Source organism: Lysinibacillus sp. OL1 (assembly GCF_004332175.1).
GTDB classification, from domain to species: domain Bacteria; phylum Bacillota; class Bacilli; order Bacillales_A; family Planococcaceae; genus Lysinibacillus; species Lysinibacillus capsici.
In genome coordinates, this window is the sequence record NZ_SJDS01000001.1 from 809176 (window position 1) to 826585 (window position 17410).

Here is a 17410-nt window from a genome sequence, read left to right on the forward strand (position 1 = left end):
TGAAAATACCATATTTATATAATATATGTTAATAATAACATATTGAAAATAGAAAAAGTTGTAAGCAATTATTGAATCTAATTAAAAAGAAATCGGGGATGAAGCTGTGAGTGAAATCGATAAACGTAATAGACTAAACAAGGAACCATTCTCATATCAAACGACAAAAAAGGGGACTGTCGTTATTTATTATGAAGGGAAGCAAATTAAAATCGTCAAGGAGAAAGAGGCTGAGCGTCTACTAGCAAAAATTCAGCAGGTGGAGGGGCAGATAAAGGAAATCCAGCTATTGTTAGCTAAAATGACGGGAAATTTTAAACGAGGTAACGAGAAATTGGCTAAACATAAAAAGGGAATGAAGGCTGAAAAAGGTTTATTGAGATAATAATTATGCAAAGCTAATAGTAACATATTGAATTGGTTTTTCCTTTTTAAGGCAGGCGTTAAGGGGGTTATTACGATTATTTACTGTATGGTTCTCTTTTATAAAAATACAAGCACTTGCTTTGTCCAATGAGAAGGGAAGATAAATTAACGCACAATTAGCGGATTTGAATTTTTTGTTAATTATTAGCTCATTTTACCATTTTGTCGATAACCTGTGTTATTCTATATTAGAATAATAAATTAGGAGGCGGTAATATGTATTACAGCAATGGTAACTATGAAGCTTTCGCACGTCCTAAAAAACCTGAGGGAGTCGATAAAAAGTCTGCTTATCTGATTGGCTCGGGACTAGCCTCACTGTCAGCAGCATGTTTTTTAATTCGTGATGGCCAAATGAAAGGTGAGAACATTCATATTCTTGAAGAGTTAGATATTTCAGGAGGAAGTCTAGATGGCATACTTAATCCGACGAGAGGGTTTATTATTCGCGGTGGACGAGAAATGGAAGATCATTTTGAATGCTTATGGGATTTATTCCGTTCCATTCCTTCGTTAGAAGTAGAAAATACTTCCGTTTTAGATGAATTTTACTGGCTTAATAAAGAGGATCCTAATTATTCAAAATGTCGATTAATGAAGGATAGAGGCCAAAGACTTGAGGATGATGGCAAGTTCACTTTATCAGACAAATCCTCAGAAGAAATGATTAAATTATTCTTTACGCCTGAGGAAAAATTAGAGGACAAAAAAATCACAGATGTTTTCTCAGATGAATTTTTTGAATCGAATTTTTGGCTCTATTGGTCTACAATGTTTGCGTTTGAAAAATGGCATTCTGCGATGGAGATGCGTCGTTATATTATGCGTTTCATTCATCATATTGGCGGATTACCAGATTTATCGGCCTTAAAATTTACAAAGTATAATCAGTATGAATCGCTCGTGCTGCCAATGATTAAATACTTAGAAAGTCATGATGTTGATTTCCAATATAATACGGTTGTAGAAAATGTTTTAGTTGATAAGGTAGGAGACAAAAAAGTAGCTCATACATTGGTGTTACGAAAAGATGGTGTGAAAAAGAATATTGAACTAACAGAAAATGAGTTAGTGTTTGTGACAAATGGTAGTATTACAGAAAGTACAACATACGGGGATAATAATACGCCAGCCCCTATCAATAAAGATTTAGGTGGCAGCTGGTCCCTGTGGAAAAATATCGCTGCCCAAGGTGAAGAGTTTGGTCGACCAGAAAAGTTCTGCGATAATCTGCCAGAGGAAAGCTGGTTTGTTTCAGCTACCCTTACAACATTAGATGATCGAGTGGCTCCATATATTGAAAAAATCAGTAAAAGGGATCCATACGCTGGTAAGGTTGTAACAGGAGGGATTGTCACAGCTACCGATTCTAATTGGATGCTAAGCTATACATTGAACCGCCAACCTCACTTTAAAAATCAACCAAAGGACCAGTTAGTTGTTTGGATTTATGGCTTACTTTCAAACAAGCCAGGTGATTTTATTAAAAAAAGTATTACAGAATGTACAGGCATTGAGATTGCACAAGAGTGGTTATACCATATGGGTGTACCAGTGGATGAAATTCCAGACATTGCACAAAATTCTTGCAATACGATTCCATGCTATATGCCTTACATCACTTCTTATTTCATGCCAAGAGCAATGGGTGATCGTCCACTTGTTGTGCCAGAAGGATCAGCTAATTTAGCCTTTATTGGCAACTTCAGCGAAACAGCAAAAGATACAGTCTTTACTACGGAATATTCCGTAAGAACGGCGATGGAGGCGGTCTATCAACTATTAACGATTGACCGAGGTGTGCCAGAGGTGTTTGCGTCTGCCTTTGATGTTCGCACATTATTAGCATCAACGGCTCGTTTGCTGGATGGTAAAAAACTAACAGATATTGATGCACCATTTATCTTAAAGCAAATCGGTAAATTGGGTATTCATAAAACAAAGGATACAATCATCTATGATTTACTGAAAGAAAGTAAACTAATATAGTGTTAAAAAGAGACAAAGCAGTTTGAGGGGCTTTGTCTCTTTTTATAGCCAGTCTTTTACATAGGCAAGTAAACCGATAAACGCACCTACCCCCATGCCAATAAAGACAGGCACTATGAGGTTGGCTTTCTTGTGTACGGTTTTCATTTCTTCCATTGAAATCCCTTCTTTCTCATCACATACTTAAAATTCTAAGCGCATCGTCTGGTTCGTATCCTTGAATCCGTGTTTTTCATATAAGGATTTAGCGCCTTTATTTTCAGTCAATACATTTAACTCCAGATAGTCCAAGTGACGATAGGCTGCCCATTTTTTCGCTTCTTCTAATAAAGCAGATCCAATTCCTTTATTTTGGTAACGCTTGCCAACAATCACATCCACAATAAAAGCATATTTGTGTTCAACCAAGCAAGTATAGGGTGGGGTCGTCGTTTCTTTAATAAGCAAAAAGCCTACTACTTCGTTCTCGAATGTTGCGATTAAAATATCTGAATCATCTTCAATGATCGTAAACCTGATAAAGTTGGCATCTTGTTTGGCAGGTTTGATATATTTAGGTTGAAGAATCGACATCTCTAAAAAAAGCTCTTGGTATAAACGCTCAATTTGTGGAATTTCATCGAGCGTTGCAGTTTTTATTTCCATACTATCCCTCCGTCAGTTTAGTATCATAGTAAGTAATATTTTACATTAATGGTTGATTAATAGAAAGGGGAAGGCGCATGAGGTTATGGCATATAGATTTAATTGCGTATCTACCAAAAGGACAACTACTGTCGCAGTGGAGAGAGCTAAATAGCATATTTGCGAAAGAGGATCAGCATATACTGATTAATTATATATACGAATACCCAAAAGAAGATTTGTATTTGTATACAGAAAAAGTCATGGATGAAATGCAGAAGCGGGGTTATCAAATTCGAACCTACGAAAAAAAGAATAACTACTTTAAGGGTTTGGGCCCAGTAAAGGATAGGAGACCCTTTCAACAGCATCATAATCAGGAATATCTTGAAATATGTTTTTTTAATTTAAAGGAGAAATTTATAAGAGGCCAGAAGGATTATGAAGAGGAATTGTATCAGCAATTATGCACATATATAAATAACGTGCTTTAACTAGGAGGGTTATACATGTTAAGAGCGATTATATTTGATGTAGATGGAACGATTTTGGATACAGAGCAAGCGATTTTACAGTCATTGCAAAGAACCTTACGAGAAGAAACACAACAGGACTATCCCTTTGAGGCATTACGATTTGCTTTAGGCATCCCAGGAAAAGATGCATTGCAGAGGCTTAATGTGGATGACATAGAGGCTGTGCATCAGAAATGGTCTGCGGCTGTGCTTGATTTTTCAAATGAAGTGGCTGTTTTCGAAAGTCTAGAGGAAGTTATTCAGCACCTTGCAACAAAGCCACTACAATTAGGGATTGTCACTTCTAAAACAGCGCAAGAGGTAGTGGATGAATTTGAGCCGTTTGGGTTAAGTGAGTATTTCCAGCATATTGTAAGTGCCAGTGATACGGAAAAGCATAAACCACACCCAGAGCCGCTGTTAAAATGTCTGGACGCATTACAGGTAGCACCAGAAGAGGCCATCTATATTGGTGATTCTATCTATGATTTCCAATGCGCAAAGCAAGCAGGCACCAAATTTGCCCTTGCCCATTGGGGAGCCAAATCCACCATTGGCTTTGAGGAGGCAGATTACGTTTTTTATGAGCCAAAGGATATTTTAGCAATCGTTAAGTAGCATGAAAAATAGAAGATGGTGTCCTAGATTTCACACCATCTTTGCCTATGAGGAAGGTAAATAGTTAAGAAGGTTAAGACAGTCAAATTCCTTAAATCTACACTCACATGAGATAAAATAATCGAGCGTAAGCTTTTTGTTTTTAGATAAGTAATGACCCACACGATACCTGCTATGGATAAATAGATATACAAATGATAGGATTTACTAGCATAAGAACAGGTGGTAATTTAAAAAAGGTCTGCATCAGTAATTTTTCCGAAGGATGAAAAAGTTAATGATACGATTATTCAACACATAGTTAAAGATTTTATAAAGAATGTTTCTAAAGCAGAAAAGGTAACATTGAGTTGCGAGGTAGCCCTTATTACTTTATTGAACAAACAGACTTTATCGATTCAAAGCAAGGTTTTTCTTTTAGTCTCTGTTAGTAATGATATCTGGCCCGCTCTTATGTGGAGCATCGGCATCATGGTCATCGCATATTTTTTCGCCATTAAACAATTTAAACGCCAGTTAGGCTAAATTCGTCATTATTAAATAAGCCATACGAAAAAGTCGATTTCTTATTGTATAGGAAATCGACTTGTTCTCGCTTCTATTCAATCTATATGGATAAAGACCATGCTAATTTCGAAAATGATTTCGTGCTAGAAGGGTTGCTGACTGATAGTCAGAAGGCAAATCATCCTCAAAATAAATCGCTTCTACTGGACAAACTAATTCACAAGCTCCACAATCAATGCAAAGATCTGGATCAATTACATATTGGGTATCTGTCATAACAATGCAATTTACTGGACAGACATCCAAACAGACAGCCGCTTTTTCATCCCTGCATAATTCTGTAATTACAAATGCCATTATAAATCCTCCTATACAGACAACTGGTGTTTTAATTCTTCGGGTGAGTGTTTCCAATACGCTTCATTAAATTCAGATAAAAACTGAAAAAGTAGCCTTTTTGAATGACTATCCATATGCTGCAAGTGAAATTTCCCTTTCAGTGCCTTATCTAAAAAATTTACCTGCTCTGGCAAAGATTTATAGCCAAGCTTAATACGACGTTCTTCTTTTGATACCCGTACTTCACTTGCGGTACATCCCGCATAATAGGGGCCATTTTGATTAACCTGAATCGCTACCCAAACTATCCAATAACGATAATAATCGCTACTAGCATGAGCTAGATCAGGTGAAAAACGAACTTTTTTTTCAATTTTACTTCGTCCGTGTAAGGCTTCTAAATCTATAAACACGTGCTCTTTTTCACAATCTATAATAATTGACGTTACATTATTTAGATCAAGGGTACCTACTCCGTAACCTCCATCTCCGTCAGTTGAATCGTTACTTAAAATTGTAAAATGCATTTTCTCCTTCATAGAAGTCACCTCGACACATTTGTATTTCCTTATTAATAAATAGTTAATCGGTCTGAACATACAGTTTTTGCTCATAGCAAAAACGCATAAAAAAAACATCACTGTACGCTACGTTGTACAAGATGTTCTACCTGTTGGTAATTTTTCAAGTACAAATCTAACAAACACATTACGTATAGTTTTATAAATTAAGATACTTGAACGTTTTAGTAGTAATTTTTTTCTATACGTAATGGTTGTCTAGGATTTTTCCTCATACTTTTATCGTTAAAAAGTATAAATACAATATAACGTCTAACATCAATGATTGTCTTCAGACTAATGTCTGAAATGTTATGTATTGGTAATTTGACGATAATACAGTGATTGGACCTTTAATTAACAGAAGGTTGTTGCTATAAATTTTGCCTTTCCGATTTAATTGTTAGAAACCAAGCAGCTGAAAAAGGACTAAGACTCCTGAAAACAGCTAATTTTTCTATAAAGGACAATAAAATTGCTTGTTGTTGTAACAACAATAGTGTACGATACATAGTATAAGTTATACAGTGTATGTCATATAGTAAGTGAAATTGAGGTGAGTGAATGAGTACGTTACTGAATTCATTAATGACAGAACTTAGGAGAGGAACACTGACATTAGCCGTTTTAAGTCAATTACGAACACCGCAGTATGGATATTCACTTGTTCAATTATTGGAAGATTCGGGCATTAACATCGATCAAAGTACCTTATATCCATTGCTTCGTCGTTTAGAAAAACAAGAGTTAGTGACAAGTAGCTGGGAAACCTCTGAGAGTAGACCCCGCAAGTATTATGTCTTAAGTGAATTTGGATTAGACGTCTTTTTGCAATTGAAACGAGAATGGATTAATAATTCAAAAGAACTTTATGAGCTACTAAAAGGAGATGAGGATAAAGATGAATCTGACTGAAATTTATATTCAAGAAGTCACGCGGAGGCTCCCTGAAAAAAATCGTGAGGATATCGCACTTGAGTTACGATCAACCATTGGGGATATGCTGCCTGATGATTACAATGAGCATGATGTAAAGGAAGTGCTGGAAAAGTTAGGGAATCCAGCGGCGTTAGCGAGCGGTTATCGTGATCAACCAATGCATTTAATCGGCCCTCGCTATTTTGATGTATACCTCTCGTTACTAAAAATGATTATTCCCATTGCCGCTGTCATTGCGGTAATCTCAATGATTGCTGAATATTTTATTAGTTTTGGCGGGGAAGAAGCGGTTATGAATGCTGTCCTCAATATGATGGGTGAAGGAATATGGAGAATCATTGAAGTAGGCATACATGTCTTTTTCTGGCTAACGGTCGTATTCGTCATTTTGGAACGTACTGATAAAGGAAAAGAGCAGCATCCATTATCAGCAAGCCTAAAAAAATGGACTCCCGAAGATCTGAAAACCGTCATTTATATTCCTAAGAAAAAGGCAATTACCAAGCTTGAAGTATTTGGCTATTTAATGTGGACGGCCATTTGGGCAACTTTTTATTTTTATGCAAATCATCTTTTAGGTATATATGAAGATGGTGGAGAGGGTCTCGAATTCATAATGCCAGCTTTAAATCAGGATGTTTTACTTCATTATTGGCCTATTGTGATCGTTGTCATTGCTCTCGAAATTGGCTTAGCTCTCTACAAACTACTGAAAGGGCAATGGACGAAAAAGGTGGCAATCTTTAATACAATTGTGGAGCTTTTCGCAACCGTTGTATTCATTGTGATAGTAAGTAATCCGAATTTTATGAACCAAGAAAGTATCGCGTACATGAGTAATTTATTTACCACCTCTACTAAGCAATTTGAAATATGGCTAATTGGCGGCATAATCATTATATTTGTTGTATCTGCGACAATCAGTATATTCGACGGCTTCCGCAAGGCTCGAATCCGTTAATTCATCGTTGTTTATCAACCATGGATACTTTACTTAAAGATGGCCTCCGTATTGAGCCATCTTTTTCTTTTGAAATCTATGTAGGATGAAGTGAAATTACATAAATAAACAGTGGGGGAATTAAAATGGATTTACTAATTGGAATAGCAATTGTACTAATTGTGTTTTTCTCTTCAAGCATAATAGAGAGAAAGTTAAAATCGATTGAAAGGCAAAACAATCGCATAATAGAAATACTAGAAGAAATAAGAGATGGAAAATAAATAGATCGTCTAGGAACAGCGAAATTTAGTATTACGATGAAATACCCCATCAAAGTAAGACAAGCTTTGATGGGGTGCTTTTATGATTCACAGATAAAAAAATCGCATGACATTCAATAAAGGGACAAGCCTATGATTTTAATGGGAAGGTATTATTCAGGCGGATATTTATACGTTTTGAGATGTGTGTGATGAATCAATTTAACATCAGGTCCTGAAGAAATTTCATAGGTCATTCGATCCTTTCCAATAGGAATCCATTGTCCGCCATCCGTAGGTTCAATTTCAAATGTAATTTGCATTTGAAAGCCTCGGAAATGATTTCTTTTTGTATCAATTACTTCAATTTTCCAAGGCGTAATATGAGGGGAAACATCCTTTCTAATCTTTGAATAATAATTGGTCAAATCTTCGTCAATATAAGGAGTAAGCAAAAGCATGAGCATATCCTGCAATCTCAGCTCGTTAGAATCCTGTGTTAGTTCAGCTGTTGAAGCGGGTATGGTTTGAAATGAAGTAATTAGTACAAGGGAGAATATAAAAAACAGTAAAATCTTTTTCATTTTCTTCCAACCACCTCTTTGTGATCTTTCCCTAATGCATTGTATTGTTACCTTTATGGAATGAAGTATGTATGATTGAAGTAAAAGTGTTCAAGTATAGGTTATACAAACAATTGAAGATATTTTCTGACATGACGATTGACAAAAAATAAGGAGTGATACGGTTCATCATAATAAATGGTGTGGAACCAATCATTTTGTCGGAGCCTTCTATATTTTGACCAACATAGGTATTCGATAGAAAATTTAAAATAACCTCTAACATAAATCTACGTCCCATCATAACGAATTAATTTTATATTGGATGGCGATGAAGTGTGCAATAGGCAAAAAATAGAAGGGGCACGGATAGAAGTGCCCCTTAGTAACAAATCGGGAGGTGCCATGTTAAACGAATCTGTTTAACACTACTTCTATTTATATGATAAGATTACTTGGTTTTATAGACCATCATCTTGCATATGCTAAAATTTACACATCGTAGCGAAGAATAGCTGTTATCCAGTCCTTTACTAATAGTTGCCATTGGAGCTGTGAACTATCTAAGGGAAGAGAAAGACTTTGCAGCTCTTTAGGGAGCAAGTGTATTTTATGACGTATTATTTCATTGTCAGGTGATTCTGTATCAATAAATAAAAGATAGCGTCCGATTAAATCTTCCTTATACATAGATGGATAATCAAGGGCTTTTAATACACGTGTAGAAAATTCCACACCATTTATCCTTACTTCAAAATGTCCCCGCACATTAAATTCACAGTGAATATGTGTACCAGATAATCGACGTAGCGCTTGTAGGAAAGCAGCTAATGTTCTTTCACTAATGAAAGAGGTTTTCCAATAGTATTGACTTTCTTCATGTTTACTTGAATTAGCATCATATGTATCATATCTTATTTCTAATGTTTCTTCGGCTTCGTCAGATTCTTTCCTAGTGAGGTAGTGCCGAGCAATTTTTTTAATGGTGTGATGATCTAAGTCACATCCATAGCTGAGAATAGTTACTTGTCTACGCTGTGCTTTGGCAAATAACCGCATTTCTAAATTTGCATCACTATTTAAATCCCAGCCATAGCGTGGATTGTAATGAATACACGTACTTTTGTTCATTGCGACCTCCTTTTTTGTCTACTAACATTATAAATAATTTTGTCTAATTTTCCCTATTTTTCTTTTAAAAATGAAACTTTTGGATTTTAAATTTCGTATAAACTGGAAAATACTTTTTTAGGAGGTAATTATGGCTAAATGGAGAGGCACAATCCTTCTTTGTACATTGCTATTAACAGCCTGTACAGCAGAAACCGTTCAACCTAAAGACCAAATACAGGAAGAGCAAAACGATGAAAATATTGTGGTCACAAAGGATGGCAAAATAACCTTTGAGATTAAGAATGAGATTGGTGTTCCACCAGAAAAAGTAGAGGCTATAAAGGATGAAATTGTAACAGCATACGACCACATAAAGGCTTCTATACATACTTCCTACACGCCATCCGAGCACATAAACGTATGGTTTAAGGAAGACGGTCTATCCTGGGGGCTTGCATCGAAAATCGAACTAGTTGGCGTTCAAGAAGATTCCTATCCACTTGTCCATGAAATGACCCATTCTTTACTTGGCTATGGCAACAATTTTGGATCAGACCATGGCTATTTTACACAAGAGGGTTTTGCAAGTTATATGGAGGAGCAATATGGGAAAAAAGAACAATTTTCCTTTGAAAAATTCATGAAGCATTATTTGGATTCAGATAAGTTAATTCCTATTAGTAAGTTAATTGATCCAAATCAAGATGATGTCTATTTTCGCCCAGCACTTTCAAGTGAAGAACAGAATCGAGTCATGATGGAGATGAGCTACACGCATGCGGCATCATTTGTTAAATTCTTAATTGATACCTACGGACTCGAAAAGTTTGAACATATATACAACGAGAAAGAACTAGCGCAAAAATTAGAGGAAGTTTACGGGAAGAGTAGTAGTGAGTTAGAAAAGGAATGGTTAGCATTTATTCAACAACAACAAGGATTTACGCATGAGGAAAAGTTAAAATCGGGATTCTTTTATGATATGAATACAACTCTTCTTCAAATAGATCCAAAATATTTTGCCAATGAATAATATTTTCTAAATTATTCAAGTAAACCCAAGTGCTCTTTATTCGGAGCTCGTGGGTTTACTTGTGTATGAATTCGGATGAAACTGTCTATGTAATAAATGAACGCCCAGTAAAATGAACAGACCACCAATGATTCTTAATAATATATTTTTGAGAAATACAGTATCGTCAACCGTAATGACAATCAACATAGGGCCAACCATAATCAATGCAATGCCTAACAATGCTTTAATTACTCTCATCATGTAAAATTCACCTCAAATTTACCATTTCAGATTTGATTATCGCACGATTGTCTGAAAAGGAAAAGGGTCACTAGGCTGGTAAAGTGACCCTAATAAAATAGCTAGTATGACCTTACAGAACTTAGGAGTCTGTAAAAGGGTTAGGTGCTAATTGGGATGATTAGTACATGAAAGAAGCGCCAACAATAATTAAAAGAATGAACAGAACGACGATTAATACGAATGTTGAACCGTAATAGCCGCCACCGCCAGAGTCGCCGCCATAATAGCAGCTGTTGTTCATGTTACCTACGTTTCCATTGTATCCCACTGAAAATCCCTCCTTTCTACAACTTATAATATGTATGCTTGCAGAAAGGAGAAATGGTATTTACCCTATGGTTCTAAAAAATGCTGAAAACATTCTTGTAGAAGAAGGTTTTTTATTTACTTAATTTTTATTTTTTTACATAATTAGAGAGTAGTGTTAGATTTACAAGTGAAGTTAGAAAAGAAAGTGGGCGTTACATGCTACGGGAAAAGCTAAAGCAAAAAATCATAAGTGAACCAACCGAATGTATGGCTTATTTAACAGAATTAGTGAAGTCAAATCGAATTTATGATGGGGAAGTATTGGCAATCATTATAGATATTATAAAAAATGGACCTGATCAATTAACCAACACACAGTGGGATGTTTTGTTAGATAAGGGTTTATTACCTGATCTCTATGTAGAATGTGATAGCTGTGAAGATACCATTCCTTGGTCAGAAATGTACCGTGCGATCTTCATAGCGAGAGATCATTATTGTCCCTTTTGTAGATATATAGAAAATAAAGAGAATACAAGGTTATTAGACTAGGATGGTAGAGGCAACAATGAAATGGTTCATGATAACTGCCGAATGGCTATTGTTTTTATATGTGGTAATTTGTCTATTGAGCTTTAACATAATTCACCTTGGAAACCTTCTCTATGTGGATATGCCGCATGAAGAAGCGATGACTGTGACAACATCCTTTGCGCAGACCTCACTGTTCATTATAGGAATAGGTGCTGTTTGTTTCTACTATATGAAGTATTTAAGGGGGAGTAATGCTTATAAAAGGTCAAAGGCGGTAATCTGGGGATGTCTATTTACCTGCCACGCATTGGCAAGCTGCTTTTATTTGTTCATGCGATATGGGCTGATATGGAATCGGCATGAAGCAATGGAGCTTTTATTATCGACGGTCATTAGTTTCATTTTAACCATTCAGGCAGTTATGAAATATTACAGGTGTTAAAGGACCGAAACTGGATTGTGTATAAAATGCAGGATATAGGTGAGAAATATGAAAAGAGGATTTAAACGCATTATGTTAATTATATTTACAATTATCATTTCATTATTTGTGTTGATTCTTACTTTGAGTTTTATTAATCATAAAATACAATTATCAAAAGAAGAGGTACGATTTGTTCCAACTGGGCAACTTGTAGAAGTTAATGGTCATCAAATGCACGTTTATACAGAAGGAAAAGGAGAAGATACCCTTGTTTTTATGTCTGGTGGTGGTACGAGCTCACCTGCATTAGATTTTAAATCACTTTATACTTTGTTAAGCGATAAATATAAAATTGTTGTTGTTGAAAAAGCAGGTTATGGATTTAGCGAAGTCACAGATATTGACCGAGATATTGATACAATTCTAGCTGAAACAAAAGAGGCACTTTTTAAATCAGAAATTGAAGGTCCATATATTTTACTTCCGCATTCGATGTCTGGCATTGAAGCCTTGAAATGGGCGCAAGATTACCCTGATGAAATAAAAGCTATTATTGGATTAGATATGGCTGTTCCTGCTGTATATGAAGAATTATCTATCAATATGTTCCTCGTTCGATTAGGTGCTTTTACTGCTAAGACTGGTTTGACCAGATGGATTCCAAATCTATCGGAAAGTGATGCAATAAAATATGGGAATTTAACAGATGAAGAGAAAGTGTTGTATAAAGTAATTTTTTATCGAAGAACATTGACTAAAGATATGGTTAATGAAATAGATTATATAAAAGCAAATGCGCAAAAAGTCAAAGAAGCTGGAATCCCGAACATGCCTATGCTTTTGTTTTCATCGAATGGTGTGGGGACTGGTTTTGACAATCAAAAGTGGAATGGAATTCAAAATGACTTTATTAATAGGATTGATAAAGGTAAATTGATAGAGTTAGATTCATCTCACTATATTCATAGTATTGACTATGAGCGAATAGCTGAGGAATCAGAGGCCTTTATAGAAAGTTTACATCGTTACTAGCGGAGCGCATTAATTAACTAATATTGAGTTGCAAATGCAGCTCTTTTTTCTTTATTAAACTAACGGAGTAGTTTAGTACTATAAGAAAGTAATATATAAGGAGGCCACATGAAAAAAATAATATTATTTTTTTCCCTACTAGCTGTTTTGTTAGTTACTTCGGGTTGTTTGAATGAAATGGGTGGACAAAAAATAACTGTACAGAAACGAACTGGTGAAGAAAATATTTTTGAAGACTTTAAAGAAGTCAATCAAAAAAACAAGTGGAAAAAGCGATTGAAATAGTGGAAAATGCTAATTGGATAAATAAAAAAATAGAAATGGCACGCTATGCTGACTACCAATTTCAATTTCCATTTAAGAACAGTAGCGAAATCGCTTTGGGTTAGCCAAAATGGTGAAAATTTAGAAATTGTTACGGATAGTGATAATTATGTGAAATTAACAAAGCAAGATTCAGAAAATCTCTATGAAGTTTTAATAGGGGAAAAATTAATAAAATAATGTCATGTCTTAAATACGCTTCAACTAACAAAGTCTTAACCTTAACTTAAAGACCAATGGTAGTTTAGTTTGAAGAGCTTTGTTTGACTTGCGTCCAACAAACAGGGCCAGATTGCTGAATAACATTCTTTAACGAAAGGTTCGAAAACGATGCTTTGGAGATTTTTAAAGTTACACTACATTTTAAAAACAGCATCTATTGTGCATACATATGGAAGCTGCTCTTTTTCAGCGTAGATGTTGACATAAAATGTGATTTTTGCGTTGCCAAAAGTATGCGTTTCTTCTTTATCTGCATACACTTCAAAAAAATCAATTGTGTAATGTTTATATCCATCTTTCTCCATGTAACACCAAACTTCATCAGCTTTTCGTGGATCAAGGCCTTTAGTATGTAAAAACTCGACAAGCGTATTATTTTTCATAATTTGCTCCGCATAAAAAATACAATCCTCACATAGGCAATGATCGACAGTACCAACAAGTTCTCTCTTCGCATAAAATTGCTCATTTAATTGTTTCGTGTTCATGATGTCCTCCAATAGATTAATGGTTTGATTTTATCAATAATTCAAAAATTTTTGCACATTTATTTATTCCTATAACGAAGTAGAGTGTTGAAAATAAATGTAATATACTTAAAAAAATGTATGGATAATATATGTTATAATAGTTATTAATTACACAATTATCGATTAAATAGTTTCAAGGAGGTTATTTATGAAAATAACCGAAGGCTACGGCAAAGTGATGATAGATGATTTTGAATTTTATGGTGAAATTAAACAAGATAAATGTTCTAAATGCAAATATAATTTAGTATATTACGATGATTTTGATTCTTATTTTTGTCCTAATTGTAATAGTTGGACTGAATCAAAATGTAGTGACCCTACTTGCAAATATTGCTCTAATAGACCAGAAACACCTTTAACTCGCAAATAACGAGATTAAACTCCCCTGAAGGTACTTAATCATCTTTCATTGTCTATGGAGACATGCTAATTTTGACCTTCGTTGATGGCTAAATGAATGCTCAGTAATAAGGAGATTACAATTTTAAACTCATAATATTTTATCAAAATGAAAAGAGAAAGATTGTTGTTCCAGAACTTAGGTAAAGAGAATTTGAAGGACTTTACCAGGAGGTTTCTCAAAAATGAAAAACGAAGAAAATAAGACAAATAAATTCATGCCAAACATAAACTACGATGATACAACTAACTGCGAACATGACATTGAATCTGATATAGTAGTTGGAAATTCACCATGCCCTTGCTGCGAGTTTATTACAATTCCGAACAATGGCGATGCCCTTGCTTATATTTGCCCCGTATGTTTTTGGGAGATAGATTTGTTTATTCAAAGTAATGTTGAGGCAAGTGACCAAAACCATGGCTTAACATTGACTGAAGCAAGAAAAAATTATCAAAGTTTTGGGGCAGTATTGCCCATGTTAAAGAAGTCTTGCAGACAACCAAAAGAATATGAATATCCAACAAAATGAAGAAGCAGATTTAAAGTTGATTGGAGTGGAAAACAGCGACTATGGGAGGAGCGAAGCAAACCCTCCAGAATGCGTACGTCTGAAACAGAAATCAACGGTTTTAAATTGTTCAAGATTCGGGCGCGATTTTGCAATAAGGAACAGCGCTCGTATTCATCTGGATCTTGATATTGAAAATCCCCACCTGTTATTTCACATAAAAAATATTGTGTTGTTACTTTATGTTTTGATTCATATATACCCGAAAGACTCAGGAAGCTATTGAACAACTATTATCAAATTTATCTTGAAAAAATCTACCACAATTGTGCGCATTTCTTTAAAAAGGAATGCGTCTTTTTTAATACGAAATAAACAAAAACTTCGCGTTATTAGTGTGTAAAGAATGGAAATCCATGATGTAGGAAATAATGTAGTTCTCGAATGCAAATTACAATTCAAAAGAAAGCAAATCAATACGGAGGTAAAAATGACTGTTCTTGATTGTATCATAATAGGCGGAGGTCCTTCTGGGTTAAGTGCTGGCTTAACTTTAGGAAGAGCAAGGAGAAATATTGCATTAATGGATGATGGGACAAATAGGAATAGAGTGACACAGGCGTCTCATGGTTTTATTACGCGTGATGGGATAAAACCGCAAGCATTTAAAGAATTAGCGTTAAAAGAGTTGGTGAATTACCCGTCCGTCTCCTATCTTAATGCGACAGTTACTGAAATTATAAAGGATATAGGTAATGAGCGATTTACTGTCAAAACATCTACGAGTCAGGAATTTGTTTCAGAAAAAATCATCCTCGCCACCGGTGTTCAAGAAATATTTACTATACCAAGTATAAGAAAGTTTTATGGGAAAAGTCTATTTAGTTGTCCGTATTGTGATGGCTGGGAGCAAAAGGATAGGCCATTAGTGGTGATGGCAGAAAAAGAAGAGCATGTACTGCATTTGACTAAGTTGATTTATAATTGGTCACAGGATTTGGTTGTCTTAACGAATGGAGCTCACCTATCTAAAGAAGGTAAGATGGAGTTACAAAAACACAATATCAAAATAATATCAGAAAAGGTAAAAGACCTCATAGGTAATGATGGGTACTTGCAAAAAATAGAATTTGAATCAGGAGCCACCATTATAAGGTCGGGTGGATTTGTGGCCCCCTCTTATTATCGCCCCAATCAGTTTGCTGAGAAGCTTGGCTGTGATATTGACGAAGATGGAAAAGTCATAACAGATGGTGTTGGTAGAACAACTCAAAAAAATGTATATATTGCAGGGGAAACCGAAAGATCTAAACCTTCCACTTTAATGATTTCAGCTGCCAAAGGTAATAAAGCTGCTGTTTCAGTAAATACTGATTTAACGATGGAACGCTTTTGATGACGTCATAACACTTGGAATAGGATCTTAGCAAAAACATATCAGCTAATGTATTCTCAATATTGTGTTAGAGTTACTATAAGAAATGACGAAGAACGGATTTTGCTTGTAGAATCCGTTTTTCTTGTTCCAAAAATTATAGTTTTACAAGGTAGGGTAACAACTAAAACCAATAAAAAAAGCTCGGGGGAAGAAAAACATGCAACAAGTGGGGACTCTATACTTTTTCTGTGGAAAAATGGGAGCAGGAAAATCAACAAAATCAAAACAATTGGCTAAAGAAAAAAATGCGGTACTTTTATCTGAGGATGAATGGCTTTCCTCTCTTTATCCCAATCAGATCACATCATTTGAGGACTATCTAAAATTATCGGCACAGCTCAAGCCAATGGTGAAAAAGCATGTCCAAGACATATTGAGTGTTGGTACGCATGTAGTAATGGATTTTCCAGGTAACACTCAAAAACAGCGAAAGTGGTTTTTGGATATAGCGTCAGACGTCAATGCAAACCATCAACTAATCTACCTTAATTTAAATAACCCGCAATGCTTGCGTCAAATTGCGCAAAGGCGTAACGAACAACCCGAAAGAGCAGCTTTTGACACGGAAGCGACGTTTATTGAAGTTACTAAATTTTTTGAAGCACCAGAAGCTTCCGAGGGTTTAAATATATGGGAGTTTAGTGGGAAAGAATAACACAGAATTTTAGCAACAGAAAAAATTAGCTGAACTAAACCGCCTATAAAATTGTTATATGTAATTTATGCAGTTTATAAAGAATTTTTTAAAATTATATTGACAAACTATTTTTTTTCTGTAAAATGAAAAACAATTCAAAAATATTTGTATAGAACAAAGGCTATGAAAAGAAGTAGTATCAATTATTTTTACGAACAGAAAGTTACCGGTCGATGAGAGGTGCATGTAAAACGATTGAGAATTCATCTTGGAGCTGTGTACCGAAAGGATTATTCTAAGTAGGCTACGCCGGTAAGCACCCGTAATCATGTGCGAGAGTATCGTCAAATGACCGTACTTCTTAAGGTAAGTAATGTGAATTGCTTATAAAT

Annotated in this window: 26 protein-coding genes and 1 pseudogene; 19 read left to right on the forward strand and 8 right to left on the reverse strand. The window is 35.1% G+C overall.

Features of this window, described 5'->3' with window-relative positions; all coding sequences use genetic code 11:
* Positions 1 to 106 precede the first annotated feature (106 nt).
* Positions 107 to 385: a hypothetical protein gene (locus EW028_RS04200; RefSeq protein ID WP_131519992.1), complete on the forward strand. Its 279-nt coding sequence runs from the start codon at positions 107 to 109 to the stop codon at positions 383 to 385.
* Between the two features lie 257 nt (positions 386 to 642).
* Positions 643 to 2415, forward strand: a complete 1773-nt coding sequence (locus EW028_RS04205; RefSeq protein ID WP_131519993.1) for an oleate hydratase — start codon at positions 643 to 645, stop codon at positions 2413 to 2415.
* Between the two features lie 183 nt (positions 2416 to 2598).
* On the opposite strand, the gene EW028_RS04210 is transcribed toward EW028_RS04205, so the two are convergent.
* Positions 2599 to 3060, reverse strand: a complete 462-nt coding sequence (locus tag EW028_RS04210; protein WP_131519994.1) for a GNAT family N-acetyltransferase — start codon at positions 3058 to 3060, stop codon at positions 2599 to 2601.
* A gap of 77 nt (positions 3061 to 3137) precedes the next feature.
* Between EW028_RS04210 and EW028_RS04215 the strand changes: the two genes are divergently transcribed.
* The 3 genes and pseudogenes from EW028_RS04215 to EW028_RS04225 form a co-directional block, all read left to right on the forward strand.
* Positions 3138 to 3533, forward strand: a complete 396-nt coding sequence (locus EW028_RS04215; protein WP_131519995.1) for a pyrimidine dimer DNA glycosylase/endonuclease V — start codon at positions 3138 to 3140, stop codon at positions 3531 to 3533.
* 15 nt (positions 3534 to 3548) lie between these two features.
* The gene (locus tag EW028_RS04220; RefSeq protein WP_131519996.1) at positions 3549 to 4172 is read left to right on the forward strand and encodes an HAD family hydrolase; all 624 of its coding nucleotides are present in this window, start codon (positions 3549 to 3551) and stop codon (positions 4170 to 4172) included.
* Between the two features lie 378 nt (positions 4173 to 4550).
* Positions 4551 to 4697, forward strand: a pseudogene (locus EW028_RS04225) (ABC transporter permease); the annotation flags it as partial.
* 102 nt (positions 4698 to 4799) lie between these two features.
* Here the strand turns inward: EW028_RS04225 and EW028_RS04230 are convergent.
* Together EW028_RS04230 and EW028_RS04235 are read right to left on the reverse strand one after the other, a co-directional pair.
* The gene (locus EW028_RS04230; RefSeq protein ID WP_131519997.1) at positions 4800 to 5036 is read right to left on the reverse strand and encodes a DUF362 domain-containing protein; all 237 of its coding nucleotides are present in this window, start codon (positions 5034 to 5036) and stop codon (positions 4800 to 4802) included.
* A gap of 11 nt (positions 5037 to 5047) precedes the next feature.
* Positions 5048 to 5557, reverse strand: coding sequence for a YwhD family protein (locus tag EW028_RS04235; RefSeq protein WP_131519998.1), 510 nt, complete (start codon positions 5555 to 5557; stop codon positions 5048 to 5050).
* A gap of 585 nt (positions 5558 to 6142) precedes the next feature.
* On the opposite strand from EW028_RS04235, the gene EW028_RS04240 reads away from it, so the two are divergent.
* The 3 genes from EW028_RS04240 to EW028_RS25110 all read left to right on the forward strand — a co-directional run bounded on the left by EW028_RS04240 (position 6143) and on the right by EW028_RS25110 (position 7741).
* Positions 6143 to 6493, forward strand: coding sequence for a PadR family transcriptional regulator (locus EW028_RS04240; protein WP_048393791.1), 351 nt, complete (start codon positions 6143 to 6145; stop codon positions 6491 to 6493).
* Positions 6480 to 7478 carry an HAAS signaling domain-containing protein gene (locus tag EW028_RS04245; RefSeq protein ID WP_131519999.1) on the forward strand — a complete coding sequence of 333 codons (999 nt, stop codon included), beginning with the start codon at positions 6480 to 6482 and terminating at the stop codon, positions 7476 to 7478. Before EW028_RS04240 ends, EW028_RS04245 begins: the two co-directional genes overlap by 14 nt.
* 125 nt (positions 7479 to 7603) lie before the next feature.
* Positions 7604 to 7741: a hypothetical protein gene (locus EW028_RS25110; protein ID WP_193767304.1), complete on the forward strand. Its 138-nt coding sequence runs from the start codon at positions 7604 to 7606 to the stop codon at positions 7739 to 7741.
* 152 nt (positions 7742 to 7893) lie between these two features.
* On the opposite strand, the gene EW028_RS04250 is transcribed toward EW028_RS25110, so the two are convergent.
* Positions 7894 to 8304, reverse strand: coding sequence for a DUF3888 domain-containing protein (locus EW028_RS04250; protein WP_131520000.1), 411 nt, complete (start codon positions 8302 to 8304; stop codon positions 7894 to 7896).
* Between the two features lie 471 nt (positions 8305 to 8775).
* A complete protein-coding gene (locus EW028_RS04255) occupies positions 8776 to 9414 on the reverse strand; it encodes a hypothetical protein (RefSeq protein ID WP_131520001.1) in 639 nt (212 codons plus the stop codon).
* A gap of 130 nt (positions 9415 to 9544) precedes the next feature.
* Here EW028_RS04255 and EW028_RS04260 point away from each other — a divergent pair, with 130 nt between their 5' ends.
* Positions 9545 to 10429, forward strand: coding sequence for a gluzincin family metallopeptidase (locus tag EW028_RS04260; protein WP_131520002.1), 885 nt, complete (start codon positions 9545 to 9547; stop codon positions 10427 to 10429).
* Between the two features lie 36 nt (positions 10430 to 10465).
* On the opposite strand, the gene EW028_RS04265 is transcribed toward EW028_RS04260, so the two are convergent.
* Positions 10466 to 10672, reverse strand: coding sequence for a hypothetical protein (locus tag EW028_RS04265; RefSeq protein WP_131520003.1), 207 nt, complete (start codon positions 10670 to 10672; stop codon positions 10466 to 10468).
* Positions 10673 to 10832: 160 nt separating this feature from the next.
* The gene (locus tag EW028_RS04270) at positions 10833 to 10955 is read right to left on the reverse strand and encodes a YjcZ family sporulation protein (protein WP_081456919.1); all 123 of its coding nucleotides are present in this window, start codon (positions 10953 to 10955) and stop codon (positions 10833 to 10835) included.
* A 224-nt stretch (positions 10956 to 11179) separates the two neighbouring features.
* Between EW028_RS04270 and EW028_RS04275 the strand changes: the two genes are divergently transcribed.
* From EW028_RS04275 to EW028_RS25120, 5 genes are all read left to right on the forward strand, one after another.
* Positions 11180 to 11515 carry a hypothetical protein gene (locus EW028_RS04275; RefSeq protein WP_131520004.1) on the forward strand — a complete coding sequence of 112 codons (336 nt, stop codon included), beginning with the start codon at positions 11180 to 11182 and terminating at the stop codon, positions 11513 to 11515.
* Between the two features lies 1 nt (position 11516).
* Positions 11517 to 11939 (forward strand): hypothetical protein, encoded by a 423-nt coding sequence (locus EW028_RS04280; protein WP_227744854.1) that lies wholly within the window; start codon positions 11517 to 11519, stop codon positions 11937 to 11939.
* A gap of 48 nt (positions 11940 to 11987) precedes the next feature.
* Positions 11988 to 12953: an alpha/beta hydrolase gene (locus EW028_RS04285; RefSeq protein WP_227744855.1), complete on the forward strand. Its 966-nt coding sequence runs from the start codon at positions 11988 to 11990 to the stop codon at positions 12951 to 12953.
* 108 nt (positions 12954 to 13061) lie between these two features.
* A complete protein-coding gene (locus tag EW028_RS25115; protein ID WP_193767305.1) occupies positions 13062 to 13238 on the forward strand; it encodes a hypothetical protein in 177 nt (58 codons plus the stop codon).
* A gap of 45 nt (positions 13239 to 13283) precedes the next feature.
* The gene (locus EW028_RS25120; RefSeq protein WP_193767306.1) at positions 13284 to 13457 is read left to right on the forward strand and encodes a hypothetical protein; all 174 of its coding nucleotides are present in this window, start codon (positions 13284 to 13286) and stop codon (positions 13455 to 13457) included.
* A gap of 176 nt (positions 13458 to 13633) precedes the next feature.
* Here the strand turns inward: EW028_RS25120 and EW028_RS04290 are convergent, their stop codons facing one another.
* Complete coding sequence (locus tag EW028_RS04290; RefSeq protein ID WP_131520006.1) at positions 13634 to 13987, reverse strand: hypothetical protein; 354 nt, start codon at positions 13985 to 13987, stop codon at positions 13634 to 13636.
* 190 nt (positions 13988 to 14177) lie between these two features.
* Between EW028_RS04290 and EW028_RS04295 the strand changes: the two genes are divergently transcribed.
* The 5 genes from EW028_RS04295 to EW028_RS04315 all read left to right on the forward strand — a co-directional run bounded on the left by EW028_RS04295 (position 14178) and on the right by EW028_RS04315 (position 17036).
* Positions 14178 to 14402 (forward strand): hypothetical protein, encoded by a 225-nt coding sequence (locus EW028_RS04295; RefSeq protein WP_048393782.1) that lies wholly within the window; start codon positions 14178 to 14180, stop codon positions 14400 to 14402.
* Positions 14403 to 14616: 214 nt separating this feature from the next.
* Positions 14617 to 14964 carry a CPCC family cysteine-rich protein gene (locus EW028_RS04300; RefSeq protein ID WP_227744856.1) on the forward strand — a complete coding sequence of 116 codons (348 nt, stop codon included), beginning with the start codon at positions 14617 to 14619 and terminating at the stop codon, positions 14962 to 14964.
* Positions 14945 to 15229 (forward strand): hypothetical protein, encoded by a 285-nt coding sequence (locus EW028_RS25125; RefSeq protein WP_193767307.1) that lies wholly within the window; start codon positions 14945 to 14947, stop codon positions 15227 to 15229. Before EW028_RS04300 ends, EW028_RS25125 begins: the two co-directional genes overlap by 20 nt.
* A 204-nt stretch (positions 15230 to 15433) precedes the next feature.
* Positions 15434 to 16339 carry an NAD(P)/FAD-dependent oxidoreductase gene (locus EW028_RS04310; RefSeq protein ID WP_131520007.1) on the forward strand — a complete coding sequence of 302 codons (906 nt, stop codon included), beginning with the start codon at positions 15434 to 15436 and terminating at the stop codon, positions 16337 to 16339.
* A 199-nt stretch (positions 16340 to 16538) separates the two neighbouring features.
* Positions 16539 to 17036: a P-loop nucleotide/nucleoside kinase family protein gene (locus EW028_RS04315; protein WP_131520008.1), complete on the forward strand. Its 498-nt coding sequence runs from the start codon at positions 16539 to 16541 to the stop codon at positions 17034 to 17036.
* Positions 17037 to 17410 lie beyond the last annotated feature (374 nt).